14 protein-coding genes are annotated in these 16,916 nt (G+C 29.1%); all 14 read left to right on the top strand.

Going from position 1 to position 16,916, the window contains the following annotated elements:
• Positions 1 to 559: 559 nt before the first annotated feature.
• Positions 560 to 2,386, top strand: coding sequence for a glutamine--fructose-6-phosphate transaminase (isomerizing) (glmS, locus tag OIO11_RS05395; protein ID WP_268070395.1), 1,827 nt, complete (start codon positions 560 to 562; stop codon positions 2,384 to 2,386).
• A 215-nt stretch (positions 2,387 to 2,601) separates the two neighbouring features.
• Positions 2,602 to 2,967, top strand: coding sequence for a hypothetical protein (locus OIO11_RS05390; protein WP_268070394.1), 366 nt, complete (start codon positions 2,602 to 2,604; stop codon positions 2,965 to 2,967).
• A 21-nt stretch (positions 2,968 to 2,988) separates the two neighbouring features.
• Positions 2,989 to 3,933 (top strand): hypothetical protein, encoded by a 945-nt coding sequence (locus tag OIO11_RS05385; protein ID WP_268070393.1) that lies wholly within the window; start codon positions 2,989 to 2,991, stop codon positions 3,931 to 3,933.
• A gap of 309 nt (positions 3,934 to 4,242) precedes the next feature.
• The gene (locus OIO11_RS05380) at positions 4,243 to 6,087 is read left to right on the top strand and encodes an MASE3 domain-containing sensor histidine kinase (protein WP_268070392.1); all 1,845 of its coding nucleotides are present in this window, start codon (positions 4,243 to 4,245) and stop codon (positions 6,085 to 6,087) included.
• Positions 6,088 to 6,114: 27 nt separating this feature from the next.
• Positions 6,115 to 6,867 carry an exodeoxyribonuclease III gene (locus OIO11_RS05375; RefSeq protein WP_268070391.1) on the top strand — a complete coding sequence of 251 codons (753 nt, stop codon included), beginning with the start codon at positions 6,115 to 6,117 and terminating at the stop codon, positions 6,865 to 6,867.
• A gap of 336 nt (positions 6,868 to 7,203) precedes the next feature.
• Positions 7,204 to 9,129 (top strand): [Fe-Fe] hydrogenase large subunit C-terminal domain-containing protein, encoded by a 1,926-nt coding sequence (locus OIO11_RS17145; protein ID WP_326497924.1) that lies wholly within the window; start codon positions 7,204 to 7,206, stop codon positions 9,127 to 9,129.
• 77 nt (positions 9,130 to 9,206) lie between these two features.
• Positions 9,207 to 9,452, top strand: coding sequence for a GIY-YIG nuclease family protein (locus OIO11_RS05360; protein ID WP_268070389.1), 246 nt, complete (start codon positions 9,207 to 9,209; stop codon positions 9,450 to 9,452).
• Between the two features lie 221 nt (positions 9,453 to 9,673).
• Entirely contained in the window at positions 9,674 to 9,937 is a 264-nt protein-coding gene (locus tag OIO11_RS05355; RefSeq protein WP_268070387.1) for an HPr family phosphocarrier protein, read from the top strand.
• Positions 9,938 to 9,952: 15 nt separating this feature from the next.
• Complete coding sequence (locus OIO11_RS05350) at positions 9,953 to 10,810, top strand: DMT family transporter (RefSeq protein ID WP_268070386.1); 858 nt, start codon at positions 9,953 to 9,955, stop codon at positions 10,808 to 10,810.
• Between the two features lie 248 nt (positions 10,811 to 11,058).
• On the top strand, positions 11,059 to 11,733 hold the full coding sequence (locus tag OIO11_RS05345; protein ID WP_268070385.1) for a response regulator transcription factor: 675 nt from the start codon (positions 11,059 to 11,061) through the stop codon (positions 11,731 to 11,733).
• A gap of 2 nt (positions 11,734 to 11,735) precedes the next feature.
• On the top strand, positions 11,736 to 13,250 hold the full coding sequence (locus tag OIO11_RS05340; RefSeq protein ID WP_268070384.1) for a sensor histidine kinase: 1,515 nt from the start codon (positions 11,736 to 11,738) through the stop codon (positions 13,248 to 13,250).
• A 413-nt stretch (positions 13,251 to 13,663) separates the two neighbouring features.
• Positions 13,664 to 14,674 (top strand): LacI family DNA-binding transcriptional regulator, encoded by a 1,011-nt coding sequence (locus OIO11_RS05335; protein ID WP_268070383.1) that lies wholly within the window; start codon positions 13,664 to 13,666, stop codon positions 14,672 to 14,674.
• 66 nt (positions 14,675 to 14,740) lie between these two features.
• Positions 14,741 to 15,130, top strand: coding sequence for a cytidine deaminase (locus tag OIO11_RS05330; protein WP_268070382.1), 390 nt, complete (start codon positions 14,741 to 14,743; stop codon positions 15,128 to 15,130).
• A 554-nt stretch (positions 15,131 to 15,684) separates the two neighbouring features.
• Positions 15,685 to 16,653, top strand: coding sequence for a hypothetical protein (locus tag OIO11_RS05325; RefSeq protein ID WP_268070381.1), 969 nt, complete (start codon positions 15,685 to 15,687; stop codon positions 16,651 to 16,653).
• Positions 16,654 to 16,916: the final 263 nt, after the last annotated feature.

The following is a 16,916-nucleotide window of genomic DNA, read 5'->3' as shown; positions in this document are numbered from 1 at the left end:
GTATGAATTTTCAAAATTTATTTCATAATTATTAAATAATTGTGAAACAAAATTAATTTTATTGACGTATAATATAATGTCAAATATAATATTGAAGGAAGCTTGAAAGTGTAGACAATTTTCAAAGAAGTAAGTTTGGGGAAGGAGGATAGTAATAAAATTATATAAAAGCGCCAGAACTTAAGTGATAAGGAAACTCAGACTAACGTCTGAGTAAGCGATCATCACAAAATCAGAGATTTAAAGGTTAAATGAAACTCAAGCTAAGGCTTGAGTAAGTTCGCCTTACCAAATCAAAGATTAAAAGATTAAAGGAAACTCAGCAGAGTCCTGCTGAGTAAGTTCGCCTTACCAAATCAAAGATTTGGAGGCTCACTTAAGTTGACGAGGATGGGGAGTATCGAGGATTCGGCGGATGCCCCACGGTAGAGTACTACCGTTAGAGACTGATAAATCTGAAAAGTGATTTTTAGTACAAATTCAGTCGGGTACTGAAAATTGAATATGAATAAAGGCTTCCCTTATATTTGAAAATTAATTTAAAAAGGGAGAATAAATTATGTGCGGAATAGTTGGATATTTAGGAAATAAGAAAGCAGCAGAAATTTTAGTAGAAGGACTATCAAAGTTAGAGTATAGAGGATATGATTCTGCTGGAGTTGCTGTTATTGAAGATGGAAATATAGATGTAAAGAAATGCAAGGGAAGACTTGCTAATCTAGAAGACAAGCTTAGCCAGCATATTTTAAATGGAGCTATAGGAATTGGACATACTAGATGGGCAACTCATGGAGAACCATCTGATGTAAATTCACATCCACATACTAATGGAGATGGAACAATAGCTGTAGTTCATAATGGTATTATTGAAAACTACCTTGTTTTAAGAGATTGGTTAACATCAGAAGGATATAAATTTCAATCAGAAACAGATACGGAGGTTATACCGCATCTTGTAGATTACTACTATGAAGGAGACCTTTTAGATGCAGTAATGAAGGCTATTAAGAAAATGGAAGGAAGCTATGCGGTAGGAGTAATTTGCAAAAATGAGCCAGACAAACTTATAGCCGTTAGAAAAGATAGTCCATTAATAGTAGGTGTTGGTGAAGGTGAGAGCTTTATTGCATCAGATATACCAGCAGTTTTAAATTACACAAGAGAAGTATATCTGCTTGAGGATAATGAATTTGTACTTATTGATGAAAATGGAGTAACTATCCTAGATGAAAACAAACAAAAAATAGAAAAAGAAATATACCATGTAACATGGGATGCAGATGCTGCTGAAAAGGGTGGATATGAACACTTTATGCTTAAAGAAATCCATGAGCAGCCAAAGGCAATAAAAGATACTTTAACATCAAGAGTAGTTAAAGGACAAAAAATAAGTCTAGATAGTATAACTCTTACAAAGGAACAAATAGCAGACATAGACAAAATATATATAGTTGCATGTGGAACTGCTTATCATGCAGGATTGGTTGGTAAAACTGCTATAGAAAAGCTTGCTAAAATACCTGTAGAAGTAGAAGTAGCTTCAGAATTCAGATATAGAGAACCACTTATAAATGAAAGAACTCTTATGATTGTTATAAGCCAATCAGGAGAAACAGCAGATACACTTGCTGCATTAAGACTTGCTAAAGCTGAAAATGCTAGGGTTATAGCTGTTACAAATGTAGTTGGAAGTTCAGTTTCAAGAGAAGCAGATGATGTTTTATACACTTGGGCAGGACCAGAAATTGCTGTTGCTTCAACAAAAGCATATGTAACTCAACTTATTGCAATGTATATAATAGCTTTATATCTTGCTGAAAATAAAGGAAGCGTAAGAGAATCAGAAATAGAAAAAATAAAATGCGGACTTTTAAATCTTTCTGAAAAAGCAGCAGAAGTTTTAAATCATAAAGATTTAATTAAAGACTTTGCTAAAAAAATCTGCATGGATAAAGATATGTATTTCTTAGGAAGAGGACTTGATTATGCAGTAGCTATGGAAGGTTCATTAAAGCTTAAAGAAATATCTTATATTCATTCAGAAGCTTATGCAGGTGGAGAATTAAAGCATGGACCAATTGCTTTAATAGAAGAAGGAACAAAGGTAATAGCTCTTGCAACTCAAGAATACTTATTTGATAAAATGCTAAGCAATATCAAAGAAGTTAAAACAAGAGGAGCAAATGTTATAGGAATAGCTATGGAAGGTCACGATGTAATTGAAAAGACTGTAGATTCAGCAATCTACATTCCAAGAGTTAAGGCAATATTAGCTCCAATACTTTCAGTTATACCACTACAACTTTTATCTTACTATGTTTCAATAGAAAAAGGCTGTGACGTAGACAAGCCAAGAAACCTAGCTAAATCAGTTACAGTAGAATAGGAAAAGTTATACATATAACAAAAAGTGTGTGTTATATGTATAAGTAAAAAATAAATTTGATTTAAGAGCCATGTAGTAAATGCGGGTGAAACCTGATTTGCTGCATGGCTCTTTTGCAAGGATAGAATATTTAAAAGAGAGGACGTATTTAAGATGAATATATCATTCCTGTTATAGCAAAAGAATATCCTTTAGCCAAAATTTATTGTAACAACATGACAAAGGATTTGATGAGGGTTTTACTTTACGATAGTATAAAAATTATGAATGGAAGAGAAGTTGAAATACCTCTTTATAGTGAATCTAATGTAGAAGATGTGTTAAATAGAACATATACTTATAATTTTGAAACGGAGTTCAAAATTTTTGAAGATATAAAAGTAATATTTTATATGGCGGGGCATATACCAGGAGCAGCACGTGTTTATTTAATATCTGATGAAGGAAGTCTTTTTTATAGTGGAGATTTTTCATTATTTCCACAAATAGCAGTTGAAGGGGCTAAATTTCCTAAACTTAGACCAGATGTTGCAATAGTTGAATCAACATATGATGATAATATAATAGAGATGAAATATTAAAATCAAAAGAACCTTTTATTATTGTTTCTAGTTCTGTCTAGTACAAGGACTTATATACCAAGAGTAGGAGATTCTTATGAAATAAATATAATAAAACCAAGAAAACAGTTAAGAAAGAGCTTAAATTATAAAATGAATAGAAATGATGATATAGATGCAGAAAAATTAAAAGAATTAAGAAGGTTTATAATAGATAATTATGGTGAGAGAGCATTTACATCAGAAGACTTACTTTGCATATGGGGAGAAAAAGTTATAAGTAAGGACAAAATAGAATATATTCAAAAATTACTTATTGAAACTGTATATTTTGAACAGGATAACAAAAGGTTATTTATGTTTTTACCAGTTAATGGACATGAACTAAATAAAAAGCTTCAGGATAAAGAACCAACACAAACAGAAGTACATGATTTAAGTTTAGAACTTAAATGGAATATAGAAATCAATGAACAGACTAATTTCGCAGCTGTTGATGGGTTAATAAAAGAACTTATAGGTTATGAACTGGTAAGCAAAATATCACATCATATTGGTGAAAATAAAATTATAGTAAAATTAAATGGAGAAAAGGATATATCAGATATACAAGAGGAATTTTATAAAAAGACAGGCTTTAAAGATGAATTATTTAAACCGTATAAAAAAAGTATAATAAGGATTGGGTTTATGAAACTTACATTTATATCACCAGAAGCAGGAAATATAAATATAAATAAGATTAATGAATTAGCTAGAATTAGTGGATGGAATATAGAAGTAACTGATAGCTATAATCAAAATGAAATATTAAATATAGCAGAAAATATATGTAGGAAACTTGATATTCATTTAAAGAAAAGGCCTTCATTTAATCCACAATTAAAATGTGTAAAAATACAAAGTACTACAGAAATAAGTGAAGTTGTATTAAAAAAGCTTGATGAAATGTTATATTTAAAAACGGCCATAAAGAATAAACATTAAAAATAATAAATTTGATTTAAGAGCCATGTAGTAAATAATAGTGGAAAGCTTATTTACTACATGGCTTTTGTCTGGTGATTAACTTTAGTGATGGAGAAAATAAAATAGTTCTATATACTGGAGGACAAATTAGTACTTTATAAAAGATTTAAAAAGCCATTGAGGGCGTATTATGAATAATGATATAATGTAAATTGTTAATTAATTTAACAAGTATAGAAAATTAAGTAAGCTATGAAAGAAACGTAAATTTTAAACCAAGTATTATAATGCAATATTTGATTTAAGACCACAAGGAGCTGAAAAGGTGTGAAATACAAAGTTACGAACATTATAGATATAGAAAAAATTGAAAAGCTTATGAGTGATTTTTATGCTATAACTAAAATTCCATATGGACTTTTAGATCTTGAAGGTAATATATTAAGCGGTATAGGATGGCAGGATATTTGTACAAAATTTCATAGAGCAAATCCAGTAAGTGAAGTAAGGTGCAGACGAAGTGATAAATCTGTAGTAAATAGATTAAATGAAAAAAGAGAAGAGTATTATATGTATAAATGTCCAAATGGTATTATGGAAGCAGTTGCACCTATTATAGTTGAAGGAGAACATATTGCTAATTTATTTTGTGGTCATTTTTTTTTGGAAGAATCTGATGAGGAATACTTTAGAAAACAAGCAGTTGAGTTTGGCTATGATGTAGATGCATATTTAGAGGCATTATCATGTGTCCCAATTATTTCAAAAGATAAACTTGAAACCTGTATAAGATATTATGCAAAATTGGCAGAAATGTTTTCTACTATGGGATTGAATCAGTTAAAACAGAGAGAAGCTGAAGAAAAACTTCAAAAGTATAATGAAATATTAGAAAAGAGGGTGGCTCAACGTACCCATGAATTAGTTAAAGCAAATGAACAGCTTAAAGAAAGTGAAGGGAAATACAGAAATCTTTTACAGATATTGCCTTATAGTATTATTGTACGAAATAAAGAGACTATTTTATTTGCAAATAAGGTATGTGCAAAGTATCTTAAGATAGATAATCCAGAACAGATTATTGGAAAGAAATTATCAAATTTTATTGATGTACATCCAGATTATGAAGATGGTTATCAAAAGTATTTAAAATTCATAGAAAAAGAAGGCTTTGTGCCTTTAATGGAAGAAAAATATATTCGTAAGAAAGATGGAAAAATTTTAGAAGTAGAGACAGTAGTGACTACTATTACTGATAATGGAGAAAAATTGATTTTAGAAGTTTGTAGAGATATTTCTGAACGAAAAAACTTGAAAAAATTAAATGAAAAGGTAAAAGAAAAAACTATTTTATTAGAAGAGACGCTTGAGTATGATAGACTGAAAACAGAATTCTTTTCAAACATTTCTCATGAATTGAAAACACCAATAAATGTAATATTTAGTGCAGTACAGATTACCAATTCTATGTTAAAAAATATTGAAATATTTGATAATGATAGTAAAAATAAAACTAAAAAATATTTAGGTATAATGAGACAAAATTGTTTTAGATTGATAAGATTAGTTAATAATCTATTAGATATTACAAAAATTGATTCAGGATACTTTAAAATAGATTTAGTAAATTGTGATATTGTAAAGGTTGTTGAAGATATAACACTATCAGTTGTGGAATATGTAGAGAGTATAGGTATAAATCTCATATTTGATACTGATATTGAAGAAAAAACATTAGCTTGTGATCCAGATAAAATTGAAAGAATTATGCTAAACTTACTTTCTAATGCTGTAAAGTTTACAAAATCAGGAGGAAAAATTTTTGTAAATATTTTGGACAAGGGACAAAGTATAATTATTTCAGTAAAAGATACAGGTATTGGAATACCAGAAGAAAAGCAGAAACAGATTTTTGAAAGATTTATACAAGTAGATAAATCTTTATCTAGACAAAGTGAAGGAAGTGGTATAGGATTAGCTCTTGTTAAGTCTATCGTTGAAATGCATGAAGGAGATATTCATGTTAATAGCATGTTGGAAAAAGGAACTGAATTTATCATAGAATTACCAGTTAAAGTATTATCACAAAATATAAAAATAGAAAATAATAGTTACAGCGAAAATAATAATATAGAAAAAGTGAAAATTGAGTTTTCAGATATATATGTATAAAGCACATTGATAAGGGGAGGGAACTACATGAAGTTAATTTCATGGAATGTTAATGGAATTAGGGCTTGCGTTCAGAAGGGGTTCTTAGATTATTTTAAAGAAGTAGATGCAGATATTTTTTGTATTCAAGAAAGCAAATTACAAGAAGGACAAATAAATTTAGAATTAGAAGGACGTTATCAGTATTGGAATTATGCAGATAAAAAAGGGTATTCAGGTACAGCAATATTTACTAAAAAAAAACCTATTGGTGTTAGCTATGGCATAAATAAAGATGAACATGATAAAGAGGGAAGAGTAATTACCTTAGAGTTTGATGATTTTTATTTTGTGACAGTGTATACTCCTAATTCACAGCAAAAACTGGCCAGGCTGGATTATAGGATGCAGTGGGAAGATGACTTTAGAGAGTATATAAGAGTCTTAGATGGAATTAAGCCTGTAATTATATGTGGAGATTTGAATGTTGCACATAAGGAAATAGACCTTAAGAATCCTAAAACAAATAGAAAAAATGCGGGATTTACGGATGAAGAAAGAAATAAATTTACTGAGTTTTTAAATACAGGATTTATAGATACTTATCGTTATTTTTATCCAGATAGAGAAGGGGTATATAGTTGGTGGTCCTATAGATTCAATGCAAGAACTAATAATGCAGGATGGCGTATAGACTATTTTTGTGTGTCAGAGAGAATGAAGGATAGACTTATAAGTGCAGACATATATTCTAATATACTTGGATCAGATCATTGTCCTATTGAGTTAGTCATAAAATAATAAAAAAATTTTATCTATAACTATTCATAGAAAAAGAAGTCTCATTTTGATTTTGAGTTGTTTGAAAACTATACAATATCAAATTTGAGGCTTTTTTATATACTTTTTTAGTTACTTATTGGGTCAAGTTAAGAATACAATTTTTTAATCATATAATAAATTCGTACAGAATTATTGAAATATTCTCAAAAGTATTAAAAAATATGATATAATTTGAATTAAACACATTAAAATTTACATTAAGTAATAATAAGACATAAACTAATGAAAAAAACCAAAATATTAACAAAAACAAATTTATATCAAATAAATACATAAATTGGGATGGTGAAAGCTTTGGAAAATACATTTAGAAAAGTAATAGAAGTAGATAGAGAAAAGTGCTTGAATTGTCATACTTGTATAACCACTTGTCCTGTAAAGTATTGCAATGATGCAAGTAAAGATTATGTTCAGATAAATTCAGATATGTGTATAGGGTGTGGCAAATGTATCACAGCGTGTACCCATGGTGCAAGAAAATATATAGATGATTTTGATGGCTTTATGAGAGATATAAAGAATGGAGTAAAAGTGGTTGCTATAGCAGCACCAGCAGTAGCAGCTAATTTTCCAGAGAAGTATTTAAACTTAAATGGTTGGTTGAAGAATATGGGAGTGGAAGCTGTATTTGATGTAAGCTTTGGAGCAGAACTTACGGTAAATTCCTACTTGAATTATATAAATAAGAATAATCCTAAAATGGTAATAGCTCAGCCGTGCCCTTCAATAGTGAATTATATAGAAGTATATAAACCTGAGCTTTTAGAATATTTAGCACCTTGTGATAGTCCTATGCTGCACACAATAAAAATGATAAAAGAATATTATTCTACTTATAGAAATCATAAAGTAGCTGTAATTTCCCCTTGTTTAGCAAAGAAAAGAGAATTTGACGAAACAGGGGTAGACTGCTATAACATAACATATAAATCAATTGATAAATATCTAAAAGAAAATAATATAGAATTAAGTAAATATCCTGAAGTTGATTATGATAATCCACCTGCTGAAAGAGCTGTTTTATTTTCTACACCAGGAGGATTAATGAGAACGGTAGAAAGAGAAAATCCTGAAATAGTAAAGCTAACAAGAAAAATAGAAGGTACTCATACTATTTATGAGTATTTAGAAAAGTTACCTGAGATGATAAAACAAGGACATGCTCCTGTACTGCTAGATTGTTTAAATTGTGAAATGGGATGTAATGGAGGGCCGGGAACGCTGAATCACGACAAGTCGCCTGATGAAATAGAAAATAGAATAGAAAAAAGAAATAAACAAATGATTGAGAGATATAAGAAAAAAGGATTATTTTCTAAGTATAGAACAAAGAAAACTCTTGAAAAAGTACTGAATGAATACTGGCGAGAAGGTATTTATGGAAGAGAATATAAGAATTTATCACATAACAATAAAATAAGAAAACCGAGCGATAGAGAGTTAAAAGAAATATATGAATCAATGGGTAAGTATTCTTATAGTGATTTGTATAACTGTTCAGCTTGTGGTTATGGTAATTGCGAACATATGGCTGTAGCTATATTTAATGGATTGAACAAAGCGGAGAATTGTCATTTTTATAAAGAAATATTAGTTACAGAAGAGCATAAGAGAGCAGGAGAAGAGGCTGAAAAAGCTAAAGAAGCATTAGAAGAAGTAAATGTAATTAAGGAAAGAATAGAAGAAAAACATAAGAAAAATTCAGAAGCGGCAATCAATATATCAGCAACAATAAATGAAATGGAGGTAACAAATGAAGAGGTTGCTAAAATGGCAGGTAATTTACTTGAATTATTCCAAGTGCAGAATGAAGAGTTTAAGAAATTAATCGAAGAAATAAAGCAGTCCTCAAAAATAGCAGATAATTTCCAAGAGGTAGCAGCATCAATAGATTCAATAGCAGAACAAACTAATTTACTTGCATTAAATGCAGAAATAGAAGCAGCAAGGGCAGGAGAAGCAGGAAGAGGCTTTGCAGTTGTTGCAAATGAAGTAAAGAAACTTGCTGATAATTCAAAGAAAGAAGTTGAAAAAATAAAACCATATACAGAAGACATAAAAAGAATTTTAACAAAAATAGTAAATGAGGTATTAGAAGCGGATAAGAAATTTGAAGAAACAGCTAAGCTTACTTCACAGGTTACAGTAGCTGCTGAGGAAATATCTGTGGCTACATCAGATTTAAGTATGGAAGTAACTAAATTAGTTTCACAAGAGTAGATTTTAACTGTAGTAACAATAAATCCAAGGTTACCTAGGTAATTTTGGATTTATTGTTATTATAAAGGGAGATAAAAATGAATTATGTTTATATTTTAGAATGTAGTGATAAAACTTATTATACAGGATGGACAAAGGATTTGGAAAAAAGGATAAATGCTCATAATACTGGGAAAGGTGCAAAGTATACTAGAGGAAGACTTCCTGTTAAAGTAATATATTTTGAACAATATATTACTAAAAGTCAAGCTATGAAAAGAGAGTACCAGATAAAAAAGATGAGCAGAAAAGAGAAAGAAAAATTGATAATAAGTAAAACATGAGCAAAAACAATCTTTTGTTCATGTTTTTTTACAAAATAATGTTGAAATGTATAACACAAATTTGATAAAATACTAATCAATATTACTTTTTTCGCGGATATTGTAAGAAAAATGTGTTTTTATAAAATATAAGATACATTTAAATAATTCATGAAAATAACTTAATCAACATAGAGTAAATATAACAGAATATAATTTGGGGCTTAAAGGGGGTAATTAAAATGGTTCAGAGCAGTGTTAAAGTAAATAATAAAACAGGTATTCATGCAATACCAGCCACAATAATTGCAAAAGAAGCTAGAAAATATGAAGCAGATATAAGCATATTTAAAAATACAGATTACTGTAATGCAGTCAGCCCAACTGCTATATTAAGTATGGATTTAATATATGGAGATGAATTGTTAGTAGTTGTGGAAGGTGATGATGAATTACACACAATCAAAGAGATTAAGAGTCTTATTGAGAGTGATTTTGGAGTATAGCAGGAAGTTATTTGTATGAATTTAGGATATTTAATCATAGTTATATCAATGCTTATATGGGGAAGTATGGGTGTATTTGTTAGACATATTGATCAAATGCCTCAGGTAATAGTGTTTTTTAGGGTTTTTATATCTTTTATAGTAATGGGAATAGTAGGACTTATAAAAAAAGAGAAGAAAAGTAATAAAGAATATAAAATGAATAAAAGAGAATATTTATTACTATTATTAAGTGGAGTATTTATTTCACTAAATTGGATGTTCTTTTTTAAAGCTATTAAGATTACAACTATAGCATCAGCTACTTTGAGCTATTATGCTGCACCTATTATTGTCACCGTATTATCTGTTTTCATAATAAAAGAAAAAATAAATTTAAGAACATTAATAGCAGTAGGATTAAGTTTTTCTGGAATTGTCTTTATGACCATTAATGGAGAAGGGACAAGTAATAACTTCAATATACAAGGTGTAATATATGGGTTAATAGCAGCTTTTTTTTATGCCTTAGTTACTATCAGTGTAAAGAAGCTGGAAAAAGTATCATCATATAAAATTATGATGTTTCAAATGGGCGTTTCATCTTTAATATTTTTACCATCACTTAAACAAATGAACAAGTTTGATATTATTTCATTGATATCTATAATTATAATTGGAGTAGTACATACGTGTATGGCATTACGGCTTTATTTTGAAGGAATAAAGAGAGTTAAAGTTCAGTATGTAGGAGTGTTATCATATATTGATCCTTTAAGTGCTGTTGTACTGGCAGTTATATTTTTTAGCGAAGTACCAGGATATACAACAATAATTGGAGGAGCATTAATTTTAATAGCCACATATATAATTTTAAATAATGAGAAAGCATAAATTTTTCCAAGAAAAATTTATGCTTTTGTTTTTTGGGGGTAAGTATGAAAAGTTCACAGAACTGCCACAATAGACTATTATAATTAACTATATATTTTATAAAGATTTTATATTAAATATATAGCTAATTATGAAGTGGAGTATAAATATCATAATAATTATGAAAAAATCTTCAGAGTATATAATGGATAATTTAAATAAAGTAGCGGGAAGAGGTTCTTTAATATTAAGGGAGGTAGTTTTGTATTATGAATACAAAAACCATATTATTTGCAGATGATGAAGCTTTGATGATAAAGCTTGTAGGAGATTTCCTTAAAAGAGAAGGGTATGATATGATTGAGGCACAGGATGGAAAGGAGGCGCTTGAGTTGTTTCATGAAAACAAGGAAAATATCAATTTAGCCATCTTGGATGTTATGATGCCGTTTTGTGATGGGTGGTCAGTTTGTAGAGAAATGAGAAAAACCTCCAATATCCCGATAATTATGCTTACAGCACGAGATGAAGAATCAGACGAATTATTTGGATTTGATTTAGGAGCAGATGAATATATAACAAAACCTTTTAGTCCCAATATATTAGTCGCAAGAGTTAATGCATTACTTAGAAGAGTTGAACAACCTAAAAATTCTGTGCATAGTTTTGAGGATTTGGTTATTGATGAGAGTGCTCATAACGTATCCGTTCAGGGCAAGAGTTTAGAGTTAAGTCCAAAGGAGTATGAACTTTTAATTTATATGGTGGAAAATAACGGTATTGCGTTGAGTAGAGAACAAATTTTAAATGGAGTCTGGGGATATGATTATTTTGGAGATTTAAGAACTGTAGATACTCATATAAAAAGACTTAGAAGCAAATTGGATAATAAAGGGGAATTTATACAAACTGTTCGAGGATTTGGGTATAAATTTGAGGTGTAAATATGAAAAATTCTATAAGAATAAGACTTTTAGCTGCAATGAGCGGTCTCATAATATTTTTTATTTGCTTTTCATGGTTTTTAAATAGTAACTTTCTTCAATCATATTATATACAACAGAAAAAAAATAGCTTAATAGAGAGCAGTAAAATGATTGCTGATCAATATCATGGAAATCCATTAAATATTTCTTTAGAATTGGAGCGATTAGAACGAAATAATGGAATTCATATTGTTATTATTACCAAGGATAAAAATATTAAATATGATTCATTTATATTTAATAATAGATTTGAAAAATGGAATGAGGAACAAAGGAAGATTAAAGGCAGCAAGAATACTATAGAAAAAAGGAATATACCACGTGAAAGTATGCTTTTAGATAATATAATGGGGGATAAGTTTGATAAAGAATTTAGAATAAGTATAGGAAAAGATCCAAGGTTAAGAACGAAATTTTTAAATTTAACAAATGTACTGAGTAATGGAGATATCTTAAAACTTAGTACACCTATAGAAGAAATTTCTCACAGTGTTTTTATTGCTAATAAATTTTTCCTCATCACAGGAATTATAACAATTTTTATAGGTATTATTGTTACAATTCTATTTTCAAAGAAATTTACTAATCCTATTTTAGAATTGAATAAAATTGCTCAAAGTATGTCTAAATTAGATTTTAGTCAAAAATATATAATAAGAACTCAGGATGAAATAGGAGAATTAGGTAAAAGTATTAACTCTCTTTCAGAACAGTTAGATAAATCTATAACTGAACTGCAAGATGCAAATGAAAAATTAAAAGAGGATATACAACGTGAACGAAAGCTGGATGAAATGAGAAAAGAATTTGTTTCTAGTGTTTCTCATGAACTGAAAACGCCAATAGCTTTAATTCAAGGATATGCTGAAGGGTTAAAAGTAAATGTTAATGAAGATGAGGAAAGTAAAAATTTTTATTGTGATGTAATTGTGGAAGAATCTAATAAAATGAATAAGCTAGTTAAAAATTTGCTGAATCTATCTATGATTGAGTCTGGATATTTTAAGTTAGAAAGAAGTGATTTTGATATTTCACTGCTTATTAATCAGATTTTAAATAAATTTACACCAATATTTGAGGAAAAAAAGATTAACCTTCAGGTAGGAAAAGATAAAGAGATGTTTGTAAACGCAGATATACTCATGACTGAGCAGATATTAGTAAATTACATTAATAATGCAATTAATCATGTAAATGATAAAAGAAGTATTAAGGTTAGTGTAAAAGAGGCAGAGGATAAAATTCGTGTATCAGTTTTTAACTCAGGAAAACATATTTCAGAAGAATTCATAGATAAGATTTGGTTAAGTTTTTACAAGATTGATAAAGCAAGGACTAGAGCTTATGGAGGAACTGGTTTAGGACTATCTATAGTTAGAGCCATTCAGCAAGCGCACCATAACAAGTTTGGTGCAGAGAATAAAGCTGATGGAGTAGAATTCTGGTTTGAGTTAGATAAAGCAACAGTCTTATAGTTTCCAGTCGCCAATCCCCACTCGCCAGAGAAGAAAGTTTTACTATGCAAAACTAAAATTAAAAAAAAGCAAAATATAGTTAAATGATATGATCTATATTTTGCTTTTTTCTTTCTGTTGGTGATTAGGTACTGGTGACTAAGATAATTGTATAGGTTACAAAAAAAATGACTAATAATGTAAAAAAAAAGTTACATTGAATTTTTCAGAATGGTGTGATATCGTTATATATGAGAGCGGTCACACAAATTTAAAAAAGAGAGTTAGTCAATATACATAATTATAGTATAAAATTCAACTCACAATAATGTATACGTATTCTATATGTAATAAGTTTTGTATTTACATATAGAATAATAATTATGTAAAATTAGTATAAGAGGTTTTGGCAAAATAATATTAGGGGGATTAAAATGGCTGTAACTATATATGATATAGCAAAGCAATCAGGAGTATCTAGGGCTACAGTATCAAGAGTTATAAATAATTCAGGCTATGTAAAAGAGGAAACTAGAGAAAACGTTTTAAAAGCCATAAAAGAATTAAATTATACTCCTAGTGCTATAGCAAGGAGTTTATCAACAAATAAAACAAATACTATAGGCGTTGTAGTACCAGAGATAAATGACCCTTTTTTTGGAGAAATAATAAAAGGAATAAGTCAAGCGGCAGAAAAATATGATTTGAATATAATACTTTTTGATACGGCAGATAGTCCTGAGAAGGAAATGAAAGCTCTTAAACTGCTTAGACAGCAAAGAATAGAGGGAATAATGATAACACCAACTTCTACTGAACATAAGCTTAATAGTGAATATTTAAACACTCTTCAAAATTTAGGACTTCCTATTGTCTTAATGGATGGACATGTTAAATATGAAAATTTTAGTGGTGTTTTTATTGATCATGTAAAAGGAGCTTATGATGGAACAGAAGCTTTGATAAAATCAGGGCATAGAAAAATTGCCATCATTAATGGAAATATGAATTCCAGACCTGCAAAAGAGAGATTTATGGGGTATAAAGAAGCTTTGAATGACAATAATATTCCTTTGGATGATAGATATATTTTTTATGGAAACTATAATTATGAAACTGCATATGAGATTACAAAAAAAATATTAAAAATGCAGGATAGACCTACTGCTATTTTTGTATGCAGCAACAGGATGAGTTTAGGGTGTATTAAAGCATTTAATGAGGAAAACATCAAAATTCCAGAAAACATGGCTATTGTAGGTTTTGATAAATTAGATGTGATTAATATTCTAGGAATGAATATTAGCTTTGTTAATGGACCTACTGGAGAATTGGGCAAGGTAGGAATGAAAATGCTTGTAGATATCATAAACAATAAAAATATGAGACAAATAAATAGAATAACTTTACTGCCTGAACTTGTTTTGAAAGGATCAGAAAGATAAATAATAAATAAAAGAATATAAAATAGTAGATATCAATTAAAATTTAAATAATTGGAGGTAATAAAGATGGACACAAAAATGTTAGTTAAAAAGGCATTAGAAGCTAAGGAGAAAGCTTATGCACCTTATTCTGGATTTAGAGTTGGAGCTGCTTTAATAGCAGGTAGTGGGAAAGTATATACTGGCTGTAATATAGAATGTTCATCATATTCACCTACTATTTGTGCTGAAAGAACAGCTATATCAAAAGCTGTTTCAGAAGGGGAAAGACAAATTGTTGCTATAGCAATAACAGGGGATTCAGAATGGACTTATCCTTGTGGTGTTTGCAGGCAAGTAATAAGAGAATTTGGTAAAGATGCAAAAGTAATTGTTGTCAAATCAGAAGATGAATTCAAAGAATATACTCTTGAAGAACTACTACCTCACAGCTTTGGACCAGACGATTTAAAATAATATATCAGGTATAAGTTGAAGTTTGGAAAACCCCACACAAATTTTGAGAAGCGTGGGGTTTTCTGTAACAACAGATCTTTAATTTTGATTGGGGAGCAGCTGATGATTTTGTTGGAAGTGTGGAAGAGATATTGAGAGAATACGTTGTAGAATAAAATTGTGTAACAATTTTATTCTAGTAACCAGTACCCAGATATCAGTAACCAGTGAAGGAAGTTTTGCTAAGGCAAAACCTAAATTTAAATAAGGAAAAGAGCAAGAACATAGATGTTTTCTATATTTTTGCTCTTTTTTATGTCTATTTTTATCAATTTAAATTCTTTAATTCTTTTTTCTTTCTGGCTACTGGTTACTGGTCACTGGCTACTGAAAAGTGCTTCGCACTTTTCCTATATTGTAAATAATTTGTTAATAACCGAACTTTTACCTTTTTGATTCGTATATATATATGACGTCAGTTGAAAAATGAAGAGTTATAAATAAATTTATGAGAAAAGTTAAAGTTAGAATTCTAATTTTGCAAATAAAAAATATTTAACAAGGAGAGGAAATATATGAGTAAAATTGCACTAATGTTATTATGTTCTATGGTGGCACCATCGGCTGGAATGGGAAATACAACTGGTAATATCACTAATACTAAGGTAGAAGCTAAAGTAGATAAAGAGGTTAATAAACCATCACATTCAGAAAAAGATAAATTAGCGCCTGTAGAAATTGAAGGCAAAATAGCTAAGGTTACAGAATCAAAAGGTGGAATTATGGCTCTTGTACAAGGTAAAGGAGTAAATAGTGAAGTTAAGCTTCTTATTGATAACAAAACAGAAATAGTAAATGAAAAAGGAGAAAAGTTATCTATAAAAGATTTAAAAGAAGGTATTAAGGTTAAAGGTTATTATGGACCAGCAGTTACATTCAGTTTACCGCCTATGAGTGTTTCTCAAAAGATAGTTGTGATGGAAGAGAAACTAGAAAATATAGAAATTCAAGGTAAAATAGCTGAAATTACAGAATCAAAAGGTGGAATTATGGCCTTTGTACAAGGTAAAGGAGTAAATAGTGAAGTTAACCTTGTTATTGATAATAAAACAGAAATAGTGAATCAAAAAGGAGAAAAGTTATCTATAAAAGATTTAAAAAAGGGTACTGCAGTTAAAGCTTTCTATGGTCCAATTGTAACAGCAAGTTTACCACCTGTAAGTACTGCTCAAAAGATAGTTGTAATGGATAAAAAAGAACTTCTCCCTATCCAAGGAAGTATTTTAGATATAAAAGTTAATGAAGAAAGTCATATGATTCATATAAAATCTAAAAAATCAGATAAAGCAGGCTTAAATGAGATTATACTTAATGTAAACAAGGATACAAAGATAGTAACTGTATCAGGTAAAGAACTATCTATAAATGATCTGAAAGAAGGTACTGAAGTAAGAGCTTATTATGGACCTAAGCTTACAAGAAGTCTACCACCAATTGGCACAGCTGAAAAAGTATTTGTATTTGAGAATAAGACTATAAAGTAAACAGAATTTAAAATTAAATATTTATTGCCATTTTCATAATTTAAAAGAGACTATTTTTATTTTAATAGTCTCTTTTTTACGCATTATTTGATTAGAAATTTTTCAGTAAAAAAGAGTATAAATAATTCTATATAGATACTTGATAAAAATAATCTAAAAAAGTTTTCGACAAATATGAGTTAAGACTAAGAAATTCATGAAGAATTATATAAAATATTTACAATTAGTATTAAAAAACTATAAGATTTTTCTAAAAAAATAGA

Source organism: Clostridium sp. ZS2-4, assembly GCF_026719745.1.
Lineage (GTDB): Bacteria > Bacillota > Clostridia > Clostridiales > Clostridiaceae > Clostridium_H.
The sequence above is the reverse complement of the archived record's forward strand: the minus strand, read 5'-3'. Positions and strand labels throughout refer to the sequence as shown.